Below are 21,453 nucleotides of genomic sequence, written 5' to 3'. Positions count from 1 at the left end.
CCGGGACGGACGAAAGGGCGGCCACCTCTCGGTGGCCGCCCTTCGGCGTGTACGGCCGCGTGCCGGGCCCTGTGAGGGGCCCGCCGCACCGGGATCAGCAGTACAGGTTGCCGCCCGTCGGCACGCCCAGGATCTGGGTGAAGCGCTGGTAGTTGTTCACACGGCTCTGGACCTGCGCCGGGTTCTTGCCGTCGCACTCCAGGGAACCGTTGATCGAGCGGATCGAGTGGCCGAACCCGGCCTGGTTGACCATGGCGTTGTGGCCGGTCATCGTGCCGGGGCCGCTCTGGGTGTTCCAGTACCAGAGGCCGGTCTTCCACGCGACGGCCGCCTCGCGCTCTACGCGCCAGGGGTTGCCCAGCAGATCGATGCCGAGGGCGTCACCGGCCGCCTTGTAGTTGAAGTTCCAGCTGAGCTGGATCGGTCCGCGTCCGTAGTACGCCGCCTGGCCGGCCGGACAGCCGTAGGACTGGCTCCAGTCGCAGTAGTGCGGGTAGTTGGCGGTGTTCTGCTCCACGATGTGGACCAGGCCGCCCGTCTCGTGCGCGACGTTGGCGAGGAAGGCCGCGGCCTCCTGCTTCCGGACCGTGTCGCTTCCGGTCTTGGCGAAGGCCGGGTACGCGCTCATCGCCGTGGTCAGTCCGCTGTACGTGTAGAACGAATTCCGGTTCGGGAACATCTGGTTGAACTGCGCCTCGCTGACGACGAAGCCCGAGGGGTCCGGGTTCGGGTTGCCGCCACCGCCGCCGCAGGCACCCTGGTCGGCCCAGACGTCGGCGGAGCCGGGCGTCTCGTTCTGGGTCCACCACTTGGCCTGCCAGTTGCGGCCGTTGTGGGACGCGGTCATGCCGCCGGTGTAGACGGACGAGGAGTTCCACGCCGCGGCGCACGCGGCGGCGGACGCGGTCGAGGGGACGAGGACCGTGAGTCCGAGCACCGCCACGAAGGCGGCGAGCAGGGTGATGATCCGACGCGACAACGTTATCGACCTTTCCCTGTGGGGGGTGTGGGGGATGGGGGGGTTGGGCGGGTACGCGGGACGGGTTTCCCAAGTCGTGTCGCCACAAGGCTTGTTGAGCACTGAACAGGCAATGGTCTGGACCTGTCAAGGTCTAGACCAGGATTGGCCGAATCCTCGCCGCCGGTGAGCCGCCGCCGCGCGCCCGCAGACGGGCGGCGCACACAGCAGGCGTACGGACGGAGCCTCGGAGGCCACGCACCCGTGCCGCCGGGACCCGCCCCTGGAGGCCCGGTGGCTTCTCCGGCACCGTGTGCGAGGATCCCGACGTGGACTCGCTGACGCCCGAAGACCCGGTACGCATCGGTCCGTTCAGACTGCTCGGCAGGCTCGGGACCGGCGGTATGGGGCGGGTGTATCTCGCCCGGTCCGAGGGCGGGCGGACGGTGGCCGTGAAGGTGGTGCATCCGCAACTCGCCGCCGAGGAGGAGTTCCGGCTCCGCTTCGCGCGGGAGGTCGCCGCGCTGGAGCGGGTGGGCGGGGCGGGGACCACACCGCTGATCGACTCGGACACGGACGCGGACTCGCCGTGGGTGGCCGTCGCGTACGTACCCGGACCGGCGCTGCGGGCGGTCGTGGACGACCAGGGGCCGCTCCCCCCGGCATCGGTGCGCACCCTCGCCGCCGGGCTGGGGCGGTCCCTGGAGCACATCCACGGCGCCGGGCTCGTGCACCGGGATCTGAAGCCGTCCAACATCCTGCTGGCGGTGGACGGTCCGCGGATCATCGACTTCGGGATCGCACGGGCCGTGGACACCGTCACCGACGGCGGGCTCACCAGCACCGGTGCGGTCGTCGGCTCGCCCGGCTTCATGTCGCCGGAGCAGGTGCGCGGCGAGAAGGTCGGCGCCGCCTCGGACGTCTTCTGCGTGGGCGCGGTACTGGCGTACGCGGCCACCGGGCGGCAGCCGTTCGGCGCCTCCGACAGCGGGGTGCACGCCATCATGTTCCGGATCGCACACGACGAGCCGGACCTGGAAGGGCTCCCGGAGGAGCTCGGTCCGCTCGTACGCGCCTGCCTCGACAAGGACCCCGCCCGCCGGCCCTCGGCCGCCGAACTGTCCCGGACCTCATCGGAGTCGGGCGGTGCCTGGCTGCCGCCCGCGCTGCTGGCGCGGCTGGGCGAGCAGGCGGCCCGGCTGCTGGACGCGGACACCCCGGTTCCGCACACCCCGTCGCCGGAACCTTCCGCCGGGGGCGGCCGGGGCGGCGCGCATGCCCCGGCGCCGCCCGGCCCCGAGGGCTCCGGGACCGGTCCCGGAGCCCGTCCGCCGCGACCGCGCCGCCGGTGGCGCACCGTCCTCGCCGTCACGTGCGTGGGCGCCCTGCTCGCGGGAGGCACCGCGCTCGCGAGGGCGTACTGGCCGGACCGGGAGCCCGAGGCCTACGAGAAGCCCCCCGCGGGCTCCCCCTCGACGGATCCCGCGGGCGAGGGCAAGGCAGGGGAGGTGCCCGCCGTGTTCCTCGGCGCCTGGGAGGGCGTGCTCAAGGGCTCGGACGAGAGCCCCAGGTCGACCGCCCGCATCGAGATCGGCCAGGGCGGCAAGGGCACCAAGACCGCCACGTACGTCCAGGTCACCGGCGAGCGGCTGTGCATGGGGCGGTCCGTGCTCGTGTCGGCGGACGACGACCGGATCGTGTTCGGCGAGAGCGACGTGACCACGAGCGTCCCGGCCGGGGAGTGCCAGCCCGCCGCGCACCAGACGCTCACCGTGCGCTCCCAGGACGTCATGGAGTGGCGGTCCGGCGCGGTCACCGCCACCTTCCGCAGGACGGTGACGGGTCCGCGGATCGTGCCGGCCGCCTTCCTGGGCACGTGGAAGCAGCACTTCGACGAATTGGCCGGCGGCGACCAGAACGACCTCTTCGACAACACCGTCACGATCACCCAGGGCCCGGTCGGCGCCCCGCTCCTCCGTTTCGAGCAGTCGTACCCGAAGACGGACGGGGCCACGGGGGAACTCCTGGACGCCACCGTCCACTGCTCCGGTACGAGCGTGCTCGGCGGCGTCACCCACGTGCTCGTCGCCGGCCCCACGGTGCCCGACGCCGCCGCGTCCGACCGCGACTGCACCCCGGGCGACGTCGCCCACACCCTGCGCGTCGACCGGTTCCGGGGCAAGGAGCGCCTGCTCCTGTACGGAATGGGACCGGACGGGGAGCCCGCGGAGTACTTCCGCCGCTGACCGGCGACGCCCGGGAAGACCGCGTACGGCGGACCGCTTCCGGACGGCGGACGGCTCCCGCGCGGTGCACGGGAGCCGCCCGCGCGCGCGATCCCCCACGTCGTGGACAGGGCGCACGATGCGGGCCGGTGCAACGTGCGGCACCGCCATGACACCCGGGGAGGGGTTCTCCCCGCCGGAGTGCGTCCGGTGGCCGGGAGAACACCGGACCGGGCCGGGTCCGCGTGTGCCAGACTCGGGCACATGAGCCGACGACATTGATGCACGGCAGCAGGTCCTGGAACGGGCTGCCGCGGACCGCCGCGACGGGTGAGCACCCGGCGTCCCCGTCCGTTCCGCAGAAGGACCATCCTCCATGCTCATCGCTTCGTCCTGCCCGTCCCCGCCACGGCCCGGTGTCCGCCGGCTCGAGCGAACGCTCTACCTCTACGCGGGCCTCGAGGACTTCGTCCTGCTCTACCCCGTCTACGCGCTGCTCTTCGCCGGGCACGGCCTGGACACCGCCGAGATCTCGTCCCTGTTCGCCCTCTGGTCGCTGACCGGTCTGCTGGCCGAGGTCCCGTCGGGCGTGTGGGCCGACGCGGTGTCCCGACGGTTGCTGATCGCCGTCGGGCCGCTGCTCACCGCGGCCGGGTTCGCGCTGTGGGTGCTGTTCCCCTCGTACGGCGCGTACGCCGCCGGGTTCGTGCTGTGGGGTGTCGGCGGTTCGCTGCGTTCCGGGGCCATGGAGGCCCTGGTCCACGACGAACTCGAACGGCTCGGCGCCGCTTCGCGTTACGGCCGGGTCATGGGGCGCGCCGCCACCGTGAGCATGGCCGCGACCGCCGCGGCCACTGCCGCCGCGGCGCCCGCCTTCGCCCGGGGCGGCGAGTTGCTGGTCGGCGCGGGCAGCGTCGTCTCCTGTCTGCTGTGCGCCGCCGTGGGCGCGTCGCTGCCGGAAGATCGGGGGCCCACGGGCCGGGACGGGGGACGGCGCGCCCGCCGCGGCGCGTACACGGCGGCCCTCCGGGCGGGGCTCGCCGAGGTCCGCGGCAGCCGTCGCGTACGGCACGCCCTGCTGCTGTCCGTGGTCGTGACCTCGGTCTGGGGCGCGCTCGACGAGTACGTACCGCTGCTGGCCGCCGCCACCGGTGTCGCGACGGCGACCGTCCCGCTGCTGGTGCTGGTGGTCTGGGTCGGGGTGACGCTCGGCTCGCTGCTGGTGGGGGTGGGCGAGCGGTTCTCGGGGCGGACGCTCGGGGCCGCCGTCGCGGCGGGCGCGGCGGCGCTCGCCGCGGGTGCGCTGAACGGCGGACCCGGCGGATTCGTCCTGGTGGGGGCCGGCTTCCTGGTCTTCCAGCTGACCGACGTGCTGGCCGACGCACGGCTGCAGGAGGCGATCACCGGCCCGAGCCGAGCGACCGTGACCTCCCTCGCCGGACTCGGCACGGGACTGACCACACTGCTGGTGTACGGGACGTACGCGGGACTGTCCGCGCACGCGTCGCACGGCGCCGTCTTCGCCCTGCTCGCCCTGCCGTACCTGGCGGTCGCCGTGCTGTTCGGCCGGGCACGGACGTGAGAGGGGGCCACGGGGACGGCCCGTGGCCGGTGAGCACTCGGCTCACCGGCCACGGGCCGTGGGCGGGGAGAGGACCCGCGCGGTCCGGGCCGGATCACCCGTCCCCGGGCTACCGGGCCCTGGGTCCGGAAGGCCTACAGGAACGAGTTGATCTCGATCGTCTCGTCACGGCCCGGCCCGACACCGATCGCGGAGATCGGTGCCCCGGACATCTCCTCCAGCGCCTTCACATAGCCCTGCGCGTTCTTCGGCAGGTCGGCGAAGGACTTGGCCTTGGTGATGTCCTCGGACCAGCCCGGCAGGTACTCGTAGACCGGCTTCGCGTGGTGGAAGTCGGTCTGCGAGTACGGGAGCTCCTCGACGCGCCTGCCGTCGATCTCGTACGCGACGCAGACCGGGATCTGCTCCCAGCCGGTCAGCACGTCGAGCTTGGTGAGGAAGAAGTCGGTCAGGCCGTTGACGCGGGTCGCGTAACGGGCGATGACCGCGTCGAACCAGCCGCAGCGGCGGTCACGGCCGGTGGTGACACCGCGCTCGCCGCCGATGCGGCGCAGCGCCTCGCCGTCCTCGTCGAACAGCTCCGTCGGGAACGGCCCCGCGCCGACGCGGGTCGTGTAGGCCTTGAGGATGCCGATGACCCGGCTGATCTTCGTCGGGCCCACGCCCGCGCCCGTGCAGGCACCGCCCGCCGTCGGGTTCGAGGAGGTGACGAAGGGGTACGTCCCGTGGTCGACGTCCAGGAGCGTGCCCTGACCGCCCTCGAAGAGGACGACCCTGCCCTCGTCGAGCGCGTTGTTCAGGATCAGCGTGGTGTCGGCGACGTACGGCCGGATCTGGTCGGCGAAGCCCAGCATCTCCTCGACGACGCGGTCCGTCTCGATCGCGCGGCGGTTGAAGACCTTGGCCAGGAGCTGGTTCTTCTGCTCCAGCGCCGCCTCGACCTTCTGCGTCAGGATCGACTCGTCGTACAGGTCCTGGACCCGGATGCCGACGCGGTTGATCTTGTCGGCGTAGGTCGGTCCGATGCCGCGGCCGGTGGTGCCGATCTTCCGCTTACCGAGGAACCGTTCCGTCACCTTGTCGAGCGTGACGTTGTACGAGGTGATCAGATGGGCGTTTCCGCTGATCAGAAGCTTGGACGTATCGACGCCGCGCTCGTTCAGCCCGCTCAGCTCGGAGAGCAGGACCGCCGGGTCGACGACGACTCCGTTGCCGATGACCGGGGTGCATCCCGGCGAGAGGATTCCGGAAGGGAGGAGGTGGAGCGCATACTTCTGGTCACCGACCACCACGGTGTGGCCGGCGTTGTTACCACCCTGGTAACGCACCACGTAGTCCACGGATCCACCGAGGAGGTCGGTGGCCTTTCCCTTGCCTTCGTCACCCCACTGAGCACCGAGCAGCACAAGTGCGGGCACAGGCGTACACCCCTTCCGGGCGGGGCATGTCCATGGTCGGGGGCCTGAGCCGCCAACCGGTGTGCCCCGGAATAGACGAAGCCCCTGGCGCAATAGCGCAAGGGGCTCTTGCACAAAGATGCTACCCGAGGAAGGACCGAGGTGTCGGCTCCCGACCAGCTCCTGGTGGTCATCGACCCGGTCGCCCGCCGTATCGACGGCGAGTCCGTTCGTATCGCGAAGGATGTGCTGTGTGCCGGGTCGGCGGCGAAAATCTGCCTGCCCGACGGGCCCGAGGAATTTTCCCGCGCCCTGGCCCGGAGGGGTTCCCGGCGCCCTGTCGTGATCGGTGACGACCGTGCGCTGCTGCGCGCCGTGGGTCTGCTGCACCGGGCCCGGGAGCTCGCCGACGAGGCCCTGTCACTGGTCCCGGTCGGGGCCGGCGCGTCCGTGGAGGTGGCCCGCTCGCTGGGCGTGCCGACCGGTGCGGTGGCGGCCGCCCGGGCGGTCCTCGACGGAGCGGCCCACCCTCTGGATCTGCTCGCCGACGACAGCGACGGAGTGGTGCTGGCCGATCTGCGCATCCCGGCCGGTCCGGGCGCCGCGGTCGCGGGGGCGGCGGCTCAGGCCGGCTCGGTGTGGCACACCTGCCGCTCCCTGGTCCGCACCCTGGTCCGTCCCGTTCCGCCGGCACCGGCCGGGGTACGGACGCACCGGCTGCGGGTCGAGGCCGACGGAGTCCTGCTGAGCGATCTGGACGAGCCGGTCGAGGACGTACGCGTGCGGGCGGCCGACGGCGCCGCGGAGGTGACCGTGCACCGCAGATCCGACGCGGGGGCGGTACGGACCCTGGCCAAGGTCGTCACGGTCTCGGGCGCGGACTTCCGCTACCGCGCCGACGCGCTCGTCGCCGGCCCCGTCCGAAGACGGACCTGGACCCTGCGGCCCAGGGCGTGGTCGCTGACCCTGCCGGGGCCGATGGCGGCCGCGGAGTAGAAGCGGGGGCGCGTCGCCCGGCGGCGTGCGGTGTGGCGATGCCCCTCGCACGAGGGCGCGCAGTACGGCGGGCGGGGCGGGACGGCCTCGCGCCGGTGGGCGCCGTACGGCCGGCGTCCGAGCGGCCGTCGCACGAGCGGGCCGGCGACGACAGGGCCGGTGCCGCGCGAGGAGGGACGCCGTGTGAGGAGCGTCAGGACGGGCCGAACATCCGCTCGCGGTGCCCCCGCCAGCGTTCCATCATCGCCGTGAGCTCGTCCTGGAGGAAGTCGAAGAACGCGACGGTCTCCGCGAGCCGGCGACCGGCCGGCGTCTCCGCGCCGAGGCTCGTCACGCCCTCGCGCAGCGAGTCCGACCAGCGCTTCAGGATCGCGTCGCGGTTGGTGAGCGCCTCGTACCACTGGTCGCTGTGGACCCGGTAGCGCTCGCGCCGGGAACCGGGCTCGCGCTCCCGGGAGACCATGTGCTGCTGCGACAGATAGCGCACCGCCCCGGACACCGCGGCGGGGCTGACCTGGAGCTGCTCTCCCAGCTCGGCGGAGGTCATCGCGCCCGAGTCGGAGGAGAGCAGCGCGGCGAAGACCCTGGCGGGCATACGCGTCATGCCGGCCTCGACGAGCTGGGCCGCGAAGCGTTCCACGAAGAGCGAGACCGCCTCGGCGTCCCTGGCCTTCCCGGTCATCGGCGTCATCCCCGGATCATCTCCCCTGTGCACGGACCGGATCCGAGTTTATACGCTTCCTTAACTTCACAACTTTCTGAAGCTAGCGTACGTTCCGAATCATGACGAAGGCCATCAGCGTCGCCGGACTGCACAAGTCGTTCGGACGGGCACGCGCACTGGACGGTCTCGACCTGGCGGTCGAGACCGGTGAGGTCCACGGCTTCCTCGGGCCCAACGGCGCCGGGAAGTCCACCACCATCCGCATCCTGCTGGGACTGCTGCGCGCCGACTCCGGCGCCGCCCGGCTGCTCGGCATGGACCCCTGGAAGGACGCCGTCGAGTTGCACCGCCGGATCGCGTACGTCCCCGGCGACGTGACGCTCTGGCGCAACCTCTCCGGCGGCGAGGTCATCGACCTCTACGGCCGGCTGCGCGGCGGACTCGACAGGGCCCGCCGTGACCGGCTGACCGAGCGGTTCGAACTGGACCCCACCAAGAAGGGGCGCACGTACTCCAAGGGCAACCGGCAGAAGGTGGCCCTGGTCGCCGCGTTCGCCTCCGAGGTCGACGTGCTGATCCTCGACGAGCCGACGAGCGGGCTCGATCCGCTCATGGAGGAGGTCTTCCAGAGCTGCGTCGCCGAGGAGCGCGACCGCGGCCGGACGGTCCTGCTGTCGAGCCACGTGCTCAGCGAGGTCGAGGCGCTGTGCGACCGCGTCAGCATCATCCGCAAGGGGCGGACGGTGGAGAGCGGTTCGCTGGCGGACCTGCGGCACCTCACCCGCACCAGCGTCAGCGCCGACCTGGCGGGCACGCCCGGCGGGCTCGCGCGGCTGCCCGGTGTGCACGACCTCGACGTCCAGGGCCCGGCGGTCCCCTCCGGAAGCGCCGGATGCCGGGTCCGGTTCCAGGTCGAGACGGACAAGCTGGACGCGGTGCTGCGGTCGCTCACCGATGCCGGTGTGCGGTCGCTGACCTGCACCCCGCCCACGCTGGAGGAGCTGTTCCTCCGGCACTACGAGGACGACCTCCGCGACGGCGCCGGGCCCGGCGGAGCCGACGACCGCGGCACCCGTACGGAAGGGGCGATGGCACGATGACCGCCGTCGCGGAGACCGGTGCGCCGTACGCGCCCGGCACCGGCAGCCGGCCGCTCGCGGGCACGGGCACCCTGCTCCGGCTCGCGCTCCGCCGGGACCGGATCATGCTGCCCGTCTGGGTACTGGTGGTCGCCGGCACGGTCGTCAGCGGCGTCGGCTCGATGCAGGCGCTGTACGACTCCCCGGCCGAACGGGCCCGGCTCGCCGCGTCGATGGCCACGAACGGCTCGCTGCGCAGCCTCTACGGTCCGGTGTTCGGCGACAGCACCGGGGCGCTGGTCGCCTGGCGGTTCGGCACGTTCGCAGCCGTGCTGGCCGCGGTGATGAGCCTGATCGTCGTGGTGCGGCACACCCGCGAGGAGGAGGAGACGGGCCGTCAGGAACTGCTCTCCTCGGCCATGGTCGGCCGGCGCGCTCCGCTGACGGCCGCGCTGCTGACCGCGGGCCTCGCCAATGCGGCGGTGGTCCTGCTGATCACGGCGGGCCTCTTCGGGCTGGGCTCCACCGGCGCGCTCGCCCTGGGCCTCGCCGTGGGCGGCACCGGTCTGGTGTTCGCCACCGTGGCGGCGATCGCCGCGCAGCTCACCGAGAGCGCCCGGCTCGCCAAGGGAGCGGCGGCGGCGGTGCTCGGCCTCGCCTTCGTCCTGCGTGCCGCGGGCGACGCGGGCACGGCCGGCGACCCCGCCGGGGGCCTCGGCGGTGACTCGTCCGTACTGACCTGGCTCTCCCCCGTGGGCTGGGCCGAGTACGTCCGGGCCTACGCGGACGAACGCTGGTGGGTCCTGCTGCCGATGCTCGCCGCGACGGCCGCCCAGGGCGCCGCCGCGTACGCCCTCGCGGGGCGCAGGGACGTCGGCATGGGCTTCCTGCCCACGCGTCCCGGCCCCGCCGAGGGCCGGATCGCGACCGCGGGCGGACTCGCGTGGCGGCTCCAGCGCGCCACCCTGTCCGGCTGGGCGGCCGGCTTCCTGCTCGCCGGGACCGTCTTCGGGGGCATGGCGGACGGCGCGGCGGACCTGGTCGGCGACAACGAGCAGGCCAGGGAGATCTTCGAGCGGATGGGCGGGCAATCGGCCCTCACCGACGCCTTCCTCGCCGCGATGGTGGGCATGTTCGGGCTGATCGCCGCGCTGTACGCGGTCGGGTCCGTGCTGCGCGCGCACGGCGAGGAGACGTCCCAGCGCGCGGAACCGGTCCTCGCGAACGCGGTCGGCCGGACCGGCTGGGCAGCCGGTCATCTGGCCGTCGCCTTCGGCGGCACCGTACTGATCATGCTGCTCGCCGGGGCGGGCCTGGCGCTGGGCCACGGTGGCGACCTGACCGCCGTCACCGGCGCCGCACTGGCCCAGGTGCCGGCCGTGTGGACGCTCGCGGGCGTGGCGCTGCTGCTGTACGGCGCCGTCCCAGGGGCCGCGGCGGCGGGCTGGGCCGTGGCGGGACTGTGCCTCGCGATCGGCTGGGTCGGCCCGGCGCTAGACGTTCCGCAGGCGGTCCTGAACCTGTCCCCCTTCGGCCATCTGCCGAAGCTCCCGGGACCGCGGATGGACTGGCCGCCGGTGCTGATCCTGACGGCGCTGTCCGCCGCCCTGGTGACCGCGGGCCTCGCGGCCTTCCGCCGCCGCGATCTGCAGACCTGACCCGGGCCGCCCCGCCGGGCGACAGGACGGCGGGGCCCGGCCGCAGGGCGGGTCCGGCACGGGAACGCGTGGCCGGGCCGAGCGCGGACCGGCGCCGAAGCGCGGACCGCCGCCCCGCGAGGTCCGAGGGCACCGCCACAAGGCCCGCCCGTCTCCACAGGCCCGCCGACCCGCGAGGCCCGGCCGAGCGCGGACCGGCGCCGAAGCGCGGACCGCCGCCCCGCGAGGTCCGAGGACACCGCCACAAGGCCCGCCCGCCTCCACAGGCCCGCCGACCCGCGAGGCCCGGCCGAGCGCGGACCGGCGCCGAAGCGCGGACCGCCGCCCCGCGAGGTCCGAGGACACCGCCACAAGGCCCGCCCGCCTCCACAGGCCCGCCGACCCGCGAGGCCCGGCCGAGCGCGGACCGGCGCCGAAGCGCGGACCGCCGCCCCGCGAGGTCCGAGGGCACCGCCACAAGGCCCGCCCGCCTCCACAGGCCCGCCGACCCGCGAGGCCCGGCCGAGCGCGGACCGGCGCCGAAGCGCGGACCGCCGCCCCGCGAGGTCCGAGGGCACCGCCGCGAGGCCCGGCACCGGCACACGAGGCCCGGTACCCCGCAAGATCCGAGGACACCGCCGCAAGGGCCGGGCGCCCCGGCGGGTCCGGCACGGGAACGCGAGGCCCGGCACCGGCACGCGAAGCCCTGCGCCCCGCCCGGCCTCGCGGCGCGTGCCTCACAGCTCCACGCGGAGCTCCCGCAGTCCCCTGATCACATACCCCGGCTTCCACTCCGGCTCCGCCACGAGCCGCATCGTCGGCGCCTCCCGCAGCAGTTCGCCGAAGGAAGCGGTCAGTTCCACCCGGGCCAGCGGAGCGCCCAGGCAGTAGTGGATGCCGGCGCCGAACGTGATGTGCGGGTTGTCGACGCGGCCGAGGTCGAGTACGCCGGGGCGTTCGAAGCGGGCCGGGTCCCGGTTGGCCGAGCCGAAGAGCAGCGCCAGCTCGGAGCCGCGCGGGACGACCGTGCCGCCGATCTCGATGTCGTCGAGGACCCAGCGCTCGAACATCTGGAGCGGAGTGTCGAACCGCATCAGCTCTTCCACAGCCGTGGACAGCAGCGCGTGGTCCGCCCGCAGCCTCGCCAGCTCCCCGGGATGGCGGAACAGCGTCCACCAGCCGTTCGCGGTGGTGTTGACGGTGGCCTCGTGCCCCGCGTTCAGCAGCAGCACGCAGGTGGACACCATCTCCTGCTCACTGAGCGTCTCCCCCTCGTCGTGCGCGCAGATCAGCGCCGAGATCAGGTCCTCGCCCGGCTCGGCGCGGCGCTCGGCGATCAGCTCCCGCAGATAGGCGGAGAACTCCAGCGAGGCCCGGACCGCCCTCGCCGCGGTCTCCTCGGACGGGTTCAGCTCGAACATCCCGCAGATGTCCGCGGACCAGGGCCGCAGCAGGCCCCGGTCCGACTCGGGAATCCCGAGCATCTCCGCGATGACCGCGACCGGCAGCGGTTCGGCGACGTCGGCGAGCAGATCGCCGCCGCCGTTCTTCACCAGCCCGCGCACCAGCTCGGCGGCGAGCCGGCGCACGGTGGGCTCCAGCGCCTGCACGGTCCGCGGGGTGAATGCCCTGGTCACCAGCCGCCGGATCCGTGTGTGGTCCGGCGCCTCGAGGTCCAGCAGCCCGTTGTCGTTCAGCGTGTGGAAGGGCTCGCGCCCGGGCGGCGGGGGTGTGCGCCCGAACTCCTCGTGGGTGAAGCGGTGCAGATACGTACGGCCGAGGCGGCGGTCGCGCAGCAGGGCGGACACATCGGCGTGGTGCGGTACGAGCCACTGCCCCGTGGGCTCGAACCAGTGCACCCGTCCCCGGTCGCGGAGTTCCGCGTACGCGGGGTACGGGTCCGCGGTGAACACAGGCGACCAGGGAGCGAACACAGGAGCATCCATACGCGGACGCTAGCCGCCCGCGGCGCGTGGCGGGAGGAGGGTCCCCGGGGTGGTTCGATGTGGGGGCGCGGCACCCACGGCCCCGAGAACACCAGGCCACCACCGCACACCACGTCCCGCAGCACCGGGCGACCACCGCACACCGCCCCGGAGGCACAGATCCTGTCCACACCCCTCGCGGAGGCACTGTCCGTCCTTCTGCTGCTCCTCGTGCTCGCCTGCGCGGTCATCAGGCCCTTCGGTCTGCCGGAAGCGGCCGTGGCGGTACCGGCGGCGGTCCTGCTGATCGTCACCGGCGCGATCTCCCCCGCGCACGCGGCCGAGGAGGCCGCGCGGCTCGGCCCGGTGATCGGCTTCCTGGCCGCGGTGCTCGTACTCGCCCGGCTGTGCGACGACGAGGGGCTGTTCCGCGCCTGCGGTGCGTGGATGGCGCGGCGGTCGGCGGGCCGGCCCGAGCGGCTGCTCGCGTCCGTCTTCGGGCTGGCGTCGGTCATCACCGCGGTGCTCAGCCTGGACGCGACGGTCGTGCTGCTCACCCCCGTCGTCTTCGCCACCGCCGCCCGGATGGGCGTCAGGCCGAAGCCCCACGTCTACGCCTGCACCCATCTGTCGAACACGGCCTCACTGCTGCTGCCCGTGTCGAATCTGACGAACCTGCTGGCGTTCGCCGCCAGCGGTCTGAGCTTCACCCGGTTCGCCGGTCTGATGGCCCTGCCGTGGCTGGTCGCGATCGCCGTCGAGTACGTCGTCCTCCGCCGGTTCTTCGCCTCCGACCTGAACACCGGGGCGGGCGCGGAGACCGCCGGCGAACCCGTCGCGCTGCCGGTCTTCGCGCTCGCCACCGTGGGCTGCACACTGGCCGGCTTCGTCGCCGCCCCGGCACTGGGCCTCGAGCCCGCCTGGGCGGCCGCCGCGGGTGCGCTCGTCCTCGGCGTCCACGCGGCCGTCCGCGGGCGCACCACCGTGCGCGGCGTCGTGAACGCGGCCTCGCTGCCGTTCCTGGCGTTCGTCCTCGGGCTCGGCATCGTGGTCCGCGCGGTCGTCGACAACGGACTCGCGGACGTCCTCGGACAGGTCGTCCCGTCCGGCACCTCCCTGCCGGCCCTGCTGGGGCTCGCGGCCCTGGCGGCCCTCCTCGCCAATCTGATCAACAATCTGCCCGCGGTGCTGGTGCTGCTCCCCCTGGCCGCCCCGGCCGGTCCCGGCGCGGTGCTGGCCGTCCTGCTGGGGGTGAACATCGGCCCGAACCTGACCTACGCGGGGTCGCTGGCCACGCTGTTGTGGCGCCGGATCCTGCACCAGCACGAACACGAGGTGGACCTCGGGGAGTTCACCCGGCTCGGCCTGCTCACCGTGCCGGCCGCACTCCTGCTGTCGGTCGTGGCACTGTGGGCGTCACTGCTCCTGTTCCAAGGCCCGGGAGGCTGATTCCATGCCCGTGATCGCCTGGATCGTCGAGGGCACCTGGCCCGCGTGCGTCGACGCCGCCCGCGCCCGTGCGGCGGAGGGCGAAGCGGTCACGCTGCTGCACGTCAGCGAACCGGCCTCCGCGGACGTCGCCCACGGGGCGTTCGCCGGTCTGCTCGGTCGGGGCCATCACGAGGACGATCCGGGGAACCGGGTGGAGAGCCTCGGGGCCGACTCGGCGGCCCGGCTGCTGGCCCGGGCGGCAGAGCGGTTCGGCCGGCCGTGCACCCCGCTGGAACGCACGGGCCGGGCGGAACGTGAGGTCGTCGCCGCGGCCGAGGGCGCCGATCTGCTCGTCGTCGCCAGGGACGGGGACCGCGGGCATCTCGGACCGCGCAGTCTGGGCCCGGCCGCGCGGTTCGTCGTCGACCACGCCCCCTGTCCCGTGCTGCTGGTGTGGCCGGAGCCGGCGCCGGGCCTCGGGAGCCTGCCGCAGGAGCCGGCGCACCCGCCGGGCGCACCGCCGCGGCCACCGGGACCACCGCCGCACGCGCCCGCTCCGCCACCCGGGGCGCCCCCGCACGCCCCGCCGCACGCCCCGGAACCGCCCGAACCGCCGCGACCGCCCGCACCGCCACCGCACCCGCCGCGCTGAACCGCCGTGCCCCGCCCGGGGACGGCGGCGGCCAGGGGGCCACGGGGAGCGGCGGCCACAGGGACCGTCGGCGCCCTCGCCCGACGCCGGGCGGCGACGTGCGTCAGCCCGGGGTGACCAGCCGTGCCTCGTAGGCGAACACCGCCGCCTGCGTCCGGTCCCGCAGCCCCAGTTTCACCAGGATGCGGCTGACATGGGTCTTGATCGTGGACTCGGCGACGACGAGGTGCGAGGCGATCTCCCCGTTCGACAGCCCCTGCGCGATGAGGACCAGCACCTCCGTCTCGCGTTCGGTCAGATCGCCGATCCTGGCCAGGGCGGGCGTCCTGGGCGCCGCCGAGATCCGGGAGAACTCCGTGATGAGCCTGCGGGTGACGGTCGGCGCGAGCAGGGCCTCGCCGGCCGCGACGACCCGCACCCCGTCCGCGAGCTGGCGGGCGGAGGCGTCCTTCAGCAGGAAGCCGGAGGCACCGGCGCGCAGCGCCTGGTACACGTACTCGTCCAGGTCGAAGGTCGTCAGCACCAGCACCTTCGCGTCACTGTCGGCCGCGACGATCTCCCGGGTGGCCTCGATGCCGTTGAGCTCGGGCATCCGGATGTCCATCAGGACGACGTCGGGGCGCAGTGCGTCGACCTGGGCGACCGCCTGGCGGCCGTTGACGGCCTCGCCGATCACCTCGATGTCGGGCATGGCGTTCAGCAGGACGGAGAAGCCCTCGCGGACCATCGCCTGGTCGTCGACGATGAGGACGCTGATGGTCATGCGGTCTCGTCCTTCGCGACGGGGAGGAAAACGGCGACCTCGTAGCCGCCGTCCTCCGTCGGACCGGTCGTCATCTCGCCGTTCAGCATGGAGACGCGCTCCCGCATGCCAGTGAGGCCGTGGCCGGTTCCGGTGGTGAGGGGCGGGCGGAGCCCGCGTTGCGCGGTGCCGGCCGGGGCGGGCTTCGCCAGGCCACGGGCCGGACCGTTGACGATACGGATGCCGAGCCCGCCGAGGACGTACGACACCTCGACCTTCGCCGACGCCCCCGGCGCGTGGCGCAGCGCGTTGCTCAGGGCCTCCTGGGTGATGCGGTAGGCCGACAGTTCGACGCCCGGAGGGAGCTGCCGGACCGCTCCGGTGATCGCGAGGTCGACCTCCAGCCCGGCGTCCCGCACGTTCCCGAGGAGCCCGCCGAGGTCGGCGAGGGTCGGCTGGGGCGCGTCGGGGGCCTCGTAGTCCTCCGCCCGTACGACCCCGAGCACGCGGCGCAGTTCGGTGAGCGCGGCCACGGCGTTCTCCCTGATCGTCGCGAACGCCTGCTCCAGCTCGGGCGGCGGGTTCTCCACCCGGTACGGCGCGGCCTCCGCCTGGATGGCGACGACCGACATGTGGTGGGCGACGACGTCGTGCAGTTCGCGGGCGATGGTGGTGCGCTCCTCCAGCAGCGTGCGCCGGTCCCGCTCGACGGCGGTGACGCTCTGCTGGGCCGCCACCTCGCGCTCCGCATCCCGGCGGACCTGCGCCAGCGCCACGACGAGCAGCGAGACGGCGGCGACGAACATCACCGGTGCGGTCTCACTGGAGTACCCGTTGCCGAGGATGTCCTCCGCGAAGAGCCCGTACACGCCGGTCAGCAGCCACATCCAGAACGCGGCCCGCGGCCGGGTCCGTGCCGCGACGACGGTCAGCACGATGAGGTGGGAGGCGATGGTGGCCGGTGCCCACGGCCACCCGTCGCCGGCGCTGCCGAGGACGGCGAGGAACGGCGTCGAGGCGAGCGAGGCCCAGAAGGCCAGCATCGGACGGACCAGCGTCATCAGCACCGCCGCCGCGGGCAACGCCGCGAGGACGAGGGTGACGAGACCGTGGATCCCGTAGGACACGGCGGAGCCTATGAGCAGCGTGAGCAGGGCGCCGCCCACGACGATGGCGTGCGGGGTCCAGACGGCGTACCGGCGGATCCGCCCCGGCAGCCGCCGGATCACCGGTCCGTCGGCCGCCAGCGGAGCCAGCGGCCGGTACGCGAAGGCGTCCTGGAAGAGGTCCTGCCGCAACCCGCCGAGCGCGCCCATGGCCAGGCGGAACTCGGGGCTGCGGCTGTCGGCTTCGGTGCGCGGTATGCGCTGCGTGGTCGGCGTGTCGGTCACGTCAGCAAAGGTACGGCCGCGGCACGGACGCGGTCGTCACCTGTGATGCGGATCCTTCCGCGTCCGTCCCAGGTACTACTCGGGGGTCGCTTCGTCCTCCCAGGTCAGGCGCGGAACGCCGGAGCGTGCTCAGCGGCCCACTCGGCGAAGGTCCGTGCCGGGCGGCCGGTGACCCTCCGCACGGTGTCGACGACGGTCCGGCCCTCGGGCGGGGTGTTGCCGTACACGTCGATCAGGAAGTCGACCACGTCCTGCGGCAGACCCGCGGCCCGCCATCGGGCGACCGCCTCGTCCGGGGTGAGCTCCGTCAGGGCGATGGCCTTGCCGCGGGCCCTCGCGAGCGCGTCCACCTTGTCCTGGAGGCTCAGCACCTCGGGCCCGGTGATCAGGTACGTCTCCCCGTCGTGGCCGTCCTCGGTGAGGGCGACCGCGCCGACCGCGCCGATGTCGGCCTCGTGGACCATGGCGCTCAGCCGGTCCGTGAACGGCTCGCGGACCGTGTCCTCGGCGCGGATCCCCTCGGCCCACTCCAGTGCGTTTGCCATGAACTCGACCGGCATCAGCACGGTCCAGGCGAGGCCGCTCTTCTGCACGGCGTCCTGGAGCGGGGTGTCACCCCCGCCGTTCAGGACGGTGATCCGCCGCACCCCGGCCTCGCGGGCGAGTGCGACGATCTCGGGTCCGGTCTCCAGCGGGGCCATGTACTCGCCGCCGAAGGTGATGAGGTGCAGTCCGGTGACGCCCTCCAGTGCCGGTGCCAGGCTCGACGGATCGGTGAGGTCGCCGCGGACCGCCTCGGCGCCCGCCGGCAGCGACGTCCGGGCGCGGTCGGGGTCGCGGGTCAGGGCGCGGACCGCGTGCCCGCGGTCCAGCAGTTCGGCGACGACCTGGCGGCCGACCGTCCCGGTGGCGCCGGCGACGAGGATCTTCTGGGGGTGCGTGGGGTTCGTCATGGACTCACCGTAGAAAGCCTTGCGGACACCTTCTGTCCGCATCTTCCCTGGCGCACTGACCCGTCTCCGCCCTCTCCCTGCCCTCCCCGCTCTCCGCGCTCTCCGCGCTCTCCGCGCTCTCCCGGCGCACCGTCCCGTCTCCTCGTCGACGGCGTCCGGTGGGATCCGCAGGGGCCGCCCGTCACCAGGCGAGCTGTGCGATCTCCTCGGCGACCACGGCGCAGGCGTCCGCCGAGGGATCGATCAGCGGGAAGTGGCCGACGTCGCCGAGCAGTGTGAACCCGACCGTCTCGCCCGCCTTCGCCGCCGCGTCGACGAAGGACTCGGCGACGGCCTGCGGCACGACGGTGTCCTCGCGCCCCTGGACGACGGTCGTGGCGATCCCGGTGGGCAGCAGCACGGCGGGGTCCGCCCAGCCGGCGCGCGCCTCGAACTCCGCCTCCCCGCCGAGGAGCTGGTGCACCGCCCCACCGCAGACGTCCAGTTCGGCCGCCCGGCCCAGGTCGGCGATCGGCGCCAGCGCGACGACGCCGCGCAGTTCCGGTTCGGCCGGGAGCCGCCACGGCGAACCCGCCGGCAGGACGTGCCGGGCGGCCGCCCACAGCGCGAGATGCCCGCCGGCCGAATGGCCGGTGAGGACCATGCGCCTCGGGTCGGCCTGCGGCAGCACCGTGCGGGCCAGTTCCGGCAGCGCGTCCATCGCCGCCGCGACGTCGTCGAAGGTGTCCGGCCAGCGCCCGGCGACCGGCCCGCCGCCGCCCTCCTCGCCGCGCTGCTGGGGCAGCGCCGCGCCCCTGCGGTACTCCACGTTCGCCACGGCGAAACCGCGCCGCGCCAGGAAGTCCGCGAACGGGGTGATGTGCTGCCGGTCGTACGGCGCCCGCCACGCCCCGCCGTGCAGCACCACGACCAGCGGTGCCGGGTCCCGGCCGTCACGCGGCGCGTAGAAGTCGACGACCTGGTCCGGGTGTTCGCCGTAGGCCGCCGAGGCGTCCGGGGCGACGGCCGGATGCGACAGGGCCGAAGCCTCCTCGGCGGCGTCACGAGCGGCGGCGGGGTCCGGCATGCTGCTCCAACCTTTCGGTGAGGGGGCCGAATCGGCCTGGCCAGCCGGGACGGTACCAGGCCGTCGGCCCCCCGTGATCAGCCGCTCGGCGGGGGGTTCACCCCGGCCAGCACGTCGGCGAGGACCCGCGCCGCGCGCTCGGTGTCCGCGAAACCGACGTACAGCGGGGTGAAGCCGAACCGCAGCACGTCGGGGCGGCGCAGATCGCCGACCACCCCGCGGGCGATCAGGGTCTCCATGACCGCGGGTGCGTCGGGGCAGGCCAGCGCCACCTGGCTGCCCCGCTCGGCGTGCGCGGCCGGGGTGAGCGAGGTGACCCTGCCGGGCGGCACGTACGCCTCGACGCACTCGAGGAAGAAGTCGGTGAGGGCGAGGCTCTTGGCCCGCACCGCCTCCACCGTGACCCCGTCCCACACGTCCAGCGCCGCTTCCAGCGCCAGCATCGAGAGGATGTCGGGCGTGCCGACCCGGCCGCGCACCGCGCCTTCGGCCGGCGCGTATCCGGGGGTCATCCCGAACGGGTCGGCGTGCGAGTTCCAGCCGGGCAGCGGGGAGTCGAAGCGGTCCTGATGGCGCTCGGCGACGTACAGGTACGCGGGCGAACCCGGCCCGCCGTTGAGGTACTTGTACGTGCAGCCGACCGCGAGGTCCACCCCGTGCTCGTCGAGGCCGACGGGCAGCGCGCCCGCGCTGTGGCACAGGTCCCAGACCGCGAGGGCGCCCCGCGCGTGCAGGGCGGCCGTGATCCCGGGCAGGTCGTGCAGGCGGCCGGTGCGGAAGTCGACGTGGTTCACGAGCGCGGCGGCCGTGCGCGGGCCCGCCGCGTCCGCCACGTCGGCGGGGTCGACGACGACCGTCCGGTGGCCCGTCAGCCGGGCGGCCGACTCGGCGATGTACCCGTCGGTGGGGAAGGTGGTGGCGTCGACGAGGATCTCGTCCCGGTCTTCGGGCGCCATCCGCACCGCCGCGACCACGGCCTTGAAGACGTTCACGCTGGTGGAGTCGCCGACCACGATCTGACCGGGCGCGGCGCCGACGAGCGGGGCTATCCGCTCGCCGATCCGCTCCGGCGCGGTCCACCAGCCGCTCTCGTCCCAGGAGCGGATGCGCAGTTCGCCCCACTGCCTGCCGATGACGTCGGCCATCCGGTCCTGGACGTGGCGCGGCAGGGCGCCCAGTGAGTTCCCGTCCAGGTAGACCGTGCCGTCGTCGAGCGCGAACAGCTCCCGCCGCTTGGCCAGACCGTCCGCCGCGTCCAGCTCCGCGGCCCGCTCGGTGAGTCGCGTCTCAGACATGGCTGCGCGCCGTCCACAGCTCGGGGAACACGTTCTTGGCCGCCCGCTTCTCCAGCCAGGCGACGCCCGCGGAGCCACCGGTGCCCGCCTTGGCGCCCATCGCGCGCCGGGTGGCGACGAGATGGTCGTTGCGCCAGCGCCACACCAGTTCGCCGACGTCCGTCAGCGCCTCACCGAGGCGCACGAGCTCGGCGTCCTGGTCCTCGCTCGCGTACACCTCCGCCCACACCCGCTCGACCTCGGGGGACGGCTCGTAGCGCTGCGACAGGTCGCGGTCGAGGACGGACTGGGGAACGGGCAGGCCGCGGCGGGCGAGGAGCCGCAGCACCTCGTCGTAGAGGCTCGGCTCGTGCAGGGCCTTCTCCAGCTCGGCGTGGACGCGGGGGGCACCCCGGTGCGGCACGAGCATGGACGCGGACTTCTCGCCGAGCAGGAACTCCATCCGCCGGTACATCGCGGACTGGAAACCCGAACCCTCGCCGAGGGCGCTGCGGTAGGCGTTGAACTGCACGGGGGTGAGCTGCGCGAGCGGCCGCCAGGAGGCGTTGAGCGCGTCCAGCTCGCGCACGGAGCGCTTCAGCGCGTCCATCGCGACGGGCACCTCGTCGCGGCGCAGTGCCCGGGAGGCGGTCTCCCACTCGTGGACGATGACGGTGAACCAGAGTTCCATCACCTGGGTGGTCACCAGGAACACCATCTCGCCGGGGTCGTCGGAGAGGGGGTGCTGGAGGTGGGTGAGGACGTCCGCCTGGACGTAGTCCTCGTACGGGGTAGTGCCCGCGAAGTCGAGGTTCGGGGTGACCGAACCCGCTCCGGAGGCATCGGGAAATTGCGACATTCGCCGTCTCCTGACACATGTGTCCGGGTAGCGGTCCGCTCCTTCCGTTCGTGGTCTCGGAGCCCCGGTCCCCTGCGCGCATCATAAACACGGGTCCCGCGGGTGACGCGAGGGGCGGGTGCCCGGTCAGGGCACCCGCCCCTCGTGCGGGTCGGTCCGGCGGGATCAGCCGAGGGTGTCGGCCGCCGTCTCGGACGAGTCGCGCAGGAACGTGCTGCAGCGCTCGTACTCGTCCTGCTCGCCGATCGCCTGCGCGGCGCGGGCGAGAGCGTGCAGGGCACGCAGGAAGCCGCGGTTCGGCTCGTGCTCCCACGGCACCGGGCCGTGCCCCTTCCAGCCGCTGCGGCGCAGCGCGTCCAGACCCCGGTGGTATCCCGTACGCGCGTACGCGTACGACTCGACGACCCGCCCGGCCTCGAACGCCTCGTCGGCGAGCTGGGCCCAGGCGAGCGAGGAGGTCGGGTACTTCGCGGCGACGTCGGCGGGAGCCGTGCCGTTCGCGAGCATCTCCCGCGGCTCCGGGTCGTCGGGCAGATGGGTGGGGGGCGGTCCCCCCAGCAGGTTCTCGTGGATGGCCATGGGTTCAGTGTCACAGGTCGCGGGCGGATCCGTGGAGCCGGTA

At 73.7% G+C, this 21,453-nt stretch carries 18 protein-coding genes; 7 read left to right on the top strand and 11 right to left on the bottom strand.

The features are described from left to right. Window positions 1–94: 94 nt before the first annotated feature. A complete protein-coding gene (locus QRN89_RS18870; RefSeq protein WP_290350591.1) occupies window positions 95–979 on the bottom strand; it encodes a glycoside hydrolase family 19 protein in 885 nt (294 codons plus the stop codon). A gap of 308 nt (window positions 980–1,287) precedes the next feature. On the opposite strand from QRN89_RS18870, the gene QRN89_RS18865 reads away from it, so the two are divergent. Together QRN89_RS18865 and QRN89_RS18860 are read left to right on the top strand one after the other, a co-directional pair. After that, window positions 1,288–3,204, top strand: a complete 1,917-nt coding sequence (locus tag QRN89_RS18865) for a serine/threonine-protein kinase (protein ID WP_290350590.1) — start codon at window positions 1,288–1,290, stop codon at window positions 3,202–3,204. A gap of 355 nt (window positions 3,205–3,559) precedes the next feature. Beyond that, window positions 3,560–4,765, top strand: coding sequence for an MFS transporter (locus QRN89_RS18860; protein WP_290350589.1), 1,206 nt, complete (start codon window positions 3,560–3,562; stop codon window positions 4,763–4,765). A 134-nt stretch (window positions 4,766–4,899) separates the two neighbouring features. Here the strand turns inward: QRN89_RS18860 and QRN89_RS18855 are convergent, their stop codons facing one another. Continuing rightward, window positions 4,900–6,183, bottom strand: coding sequence for an adenylosuccinate synthase (locus QRN89_RS18855; RefSeq protein WP_290350588.1), 1,284 nt, complete (start codon window positions 6,181–6,183; stop codon window positions 4,900–4,902). 141 nt (window positions 6,184–6,324) lie between these two features. On the opposite strand from QRN89_RS18855, the gene QRN89_RS18850 reads away from it, so the two are divergent. After that, window positions 6,325–7,158, top strand: coding sequence for a diacylglycerol kinase (locus tag QRN89_RS18850; protein WP_290350587.1), 834 nt, complete (start codon window positions 6,325–6,327; stop codon window positions 7,156–7,158). A gap of 193 nt (window positions 7,159–7,351) precedes the next feature. Here QRN89_RS18850 and QRN89_RS18845 read toward each other — a convergent pair whose 3' ends face one another. Next, window positions 7,352–7,849 carry a GbsR/MarR family transcriptional regulator gene (locus QRN89_RS18845; protein ID WP_290350586.1) on the bottom strand — a complete coding sequence of 166 codons (498 nt, stop codon included), beginning with the start codon at window positions 7,847–7,849 and terminating at the stop codon, window positions 7,352–7,354. A 92-nt stretch (window positions 7,850–7,941) separates the two neighbouring features. Here QRN89_RS18845 and QRN89_RS18840 point away from each other — a divergent pair, with 92 nt between their 5' ends. After that, window positions 7,942–8,922, top strand: coding sequence for an ABC transporter ATP-binding protein (locus QRN89_RS18840; protein ID WP_290350585.1), 981 nt, complete (start codon window positions 7,942–7,944; stop codon window positions 8,920–8,922). Beyond that, window positions 8,919–10,559 carry an ABC transporter permease gene (locus QRN89_RS18835; protein WP_290350584.1) on the top strand — a complete coding sequence of 547 codons (1,641 nt, stop codon included), beginning with the start codon at window positions 8,919–8,921 and terminating at the stop codon, window positions 10,557–10,559. Before QRN89_RS18840 ends, QRN89_RS18835 begins: the two co-directional genes overlap by 4 nt. A gap of 716 nt (window positions 10,560–11,275) precedes the next feature. Here QRN89_RS18835 and QRN89_RS18830 read toward each other — a convergent pair. Then, on the bottom strand, window positions 11,276–12,484 hold the full coding sequence (locus tag QRN89_RS18830) for a cytochrome P450 (protein ID WP_290350583.1): 1,209 nt from the start codon (window positions 12,482–12,484) through the stop codon (window positions 11,276–11,278). Window positions 12,485–12,646: 162 nt separating this feature from the next. On the opposite strand from QRN89_RS18830, the gene QRN89_RS18825 reads away from it, so the two are divergent. Then, window positions 12,647–13,912, top strand: a complete 1,266-nt coding sequence (locus QRN89_RS18825; protein ID WP_290353769.1) for an SLC13 family permease — start codon at window positions 12,647–12,649, stop codon at window positions 13,910–13,912. Window positions 13,913–13,916: 4 nt separating this feature from the next. Next, the gene (locus tag QRN89_RS18820; RefSeq protein ID WP_290350582.1) at window positions 13,917–14,546 is read left to right on the top strand and encodes a universal stress protein; all 630 of its coding nucleotides are present in this window, start codon (window positions 13,917–13,919) and stop codon (window positions 14,544–14,546) included. Between the two features lie 103 nt (window positions 14,547–14,649). Here the strand turns inward: QRN89_RS18820 and QRN89_RS18815 are convergent, their stop codons facing one another. The 7 genes from QRN89_RS18815 to QRN89_RS18785 form a co-directional block, all read right to left on the bottom strand. Beyond that, on the bottom strand, window positions 14,650–15,309 hold the full coding sequence (locus QRN89_RS18815; RefSeq protein WP_290350581.1) for a response regulator: 660 nt from the start codon (window positions 15,307–15,309) through the stop codon (window positions 14,650–14,652). Beyond that, window positions 15,306–16,679 carry a sensor histidine kinase gene (locus QRN89_RS18810; protein WP_390701204.1) on the bottom strand — a complete coding sequence of 458 codons (1,374 nt, stop codon included), beginning with the start codon at window positions 16,677–16,679 and terminating at the stop codon, window positions 15,306–15,308. The genes QRN89_RS18815 and QRN89_RS18810 overlap by 4 nt, the downstream gene beginning before the upstream one ends. Window positions 16,680–16,783: 104 nt before the next feature. Further along, a complete protein-coding gene (locus QRN89_RS18805; protein WP_290350580.1) occupies window positions 16,784–17,632 on the bottom strand; it encodes an NmrA family NAD(P)-binding protein in 849 nt (282 codons plus the stop codon). 181 nt (window positions 17,633–17,813) lie between these two features. After that, window positions 17,814–18,698: an alpha/beta hydrolase gene (locus QRN89_RS18800; protein ID WP_290350579.1), complete on the bottom strand. Its 885-nt coding sequence runs from the start codon at window positions 18,696–18,698 to the stop codon at window positions 17,814–17,816. A gap of 77 nt (window positions 18,699–18,775) precedes the next feature. Further along, window positions 18,776–19,993, bottom strand: a complete 1,218-nt coding sequence (gene kynU / locus QRN89_RS18795) for a kynureninase (protein WP_290350578.1) — start codon at window positions 19,991–19,993, stop codon at window positions 18,776–18,778. Next, a complete protein-coding gene (kynA, locus tag QRN89_RS18790) occupies window positions 19,986–20,831 on the bottom strand; it encodes a tryptophan 2,3-dioxygenase (protein WP_290350577.1) in 846 nt (281 codons plus the stop codon). Before kynA ends, kynU begins: the two co-directional genes overlap by 8 nt. Before the next feature lie 165 nt (window positions 20,832–20,996). Further along, complete coding sequence (locus tag QRN89_RS18785) at window positions 20,997–21,410, bottom strand: DUF3151 domain-containing protein (protein WP_290350576.1); 414 nt, start codon at window positions 21,408–21,410, stop codon at window positions 20,997–20,999. Between the last annotated feature and the right edge of the window lie 43 nt (window positions 21,411–21,453).

Source organism: Streptomyces sp. HUAS CB01 (assembly GCF_030406905.1).
GTDB lineage: Bacteria > Actinomycetota > Actinomycetes > Streptomycetales > Streptomycetaceae > Streptomyces > Streptomyces chengbuensis.
This window is presented reverse-complemented; position numbering and strand designations above follow the sequence as displayed.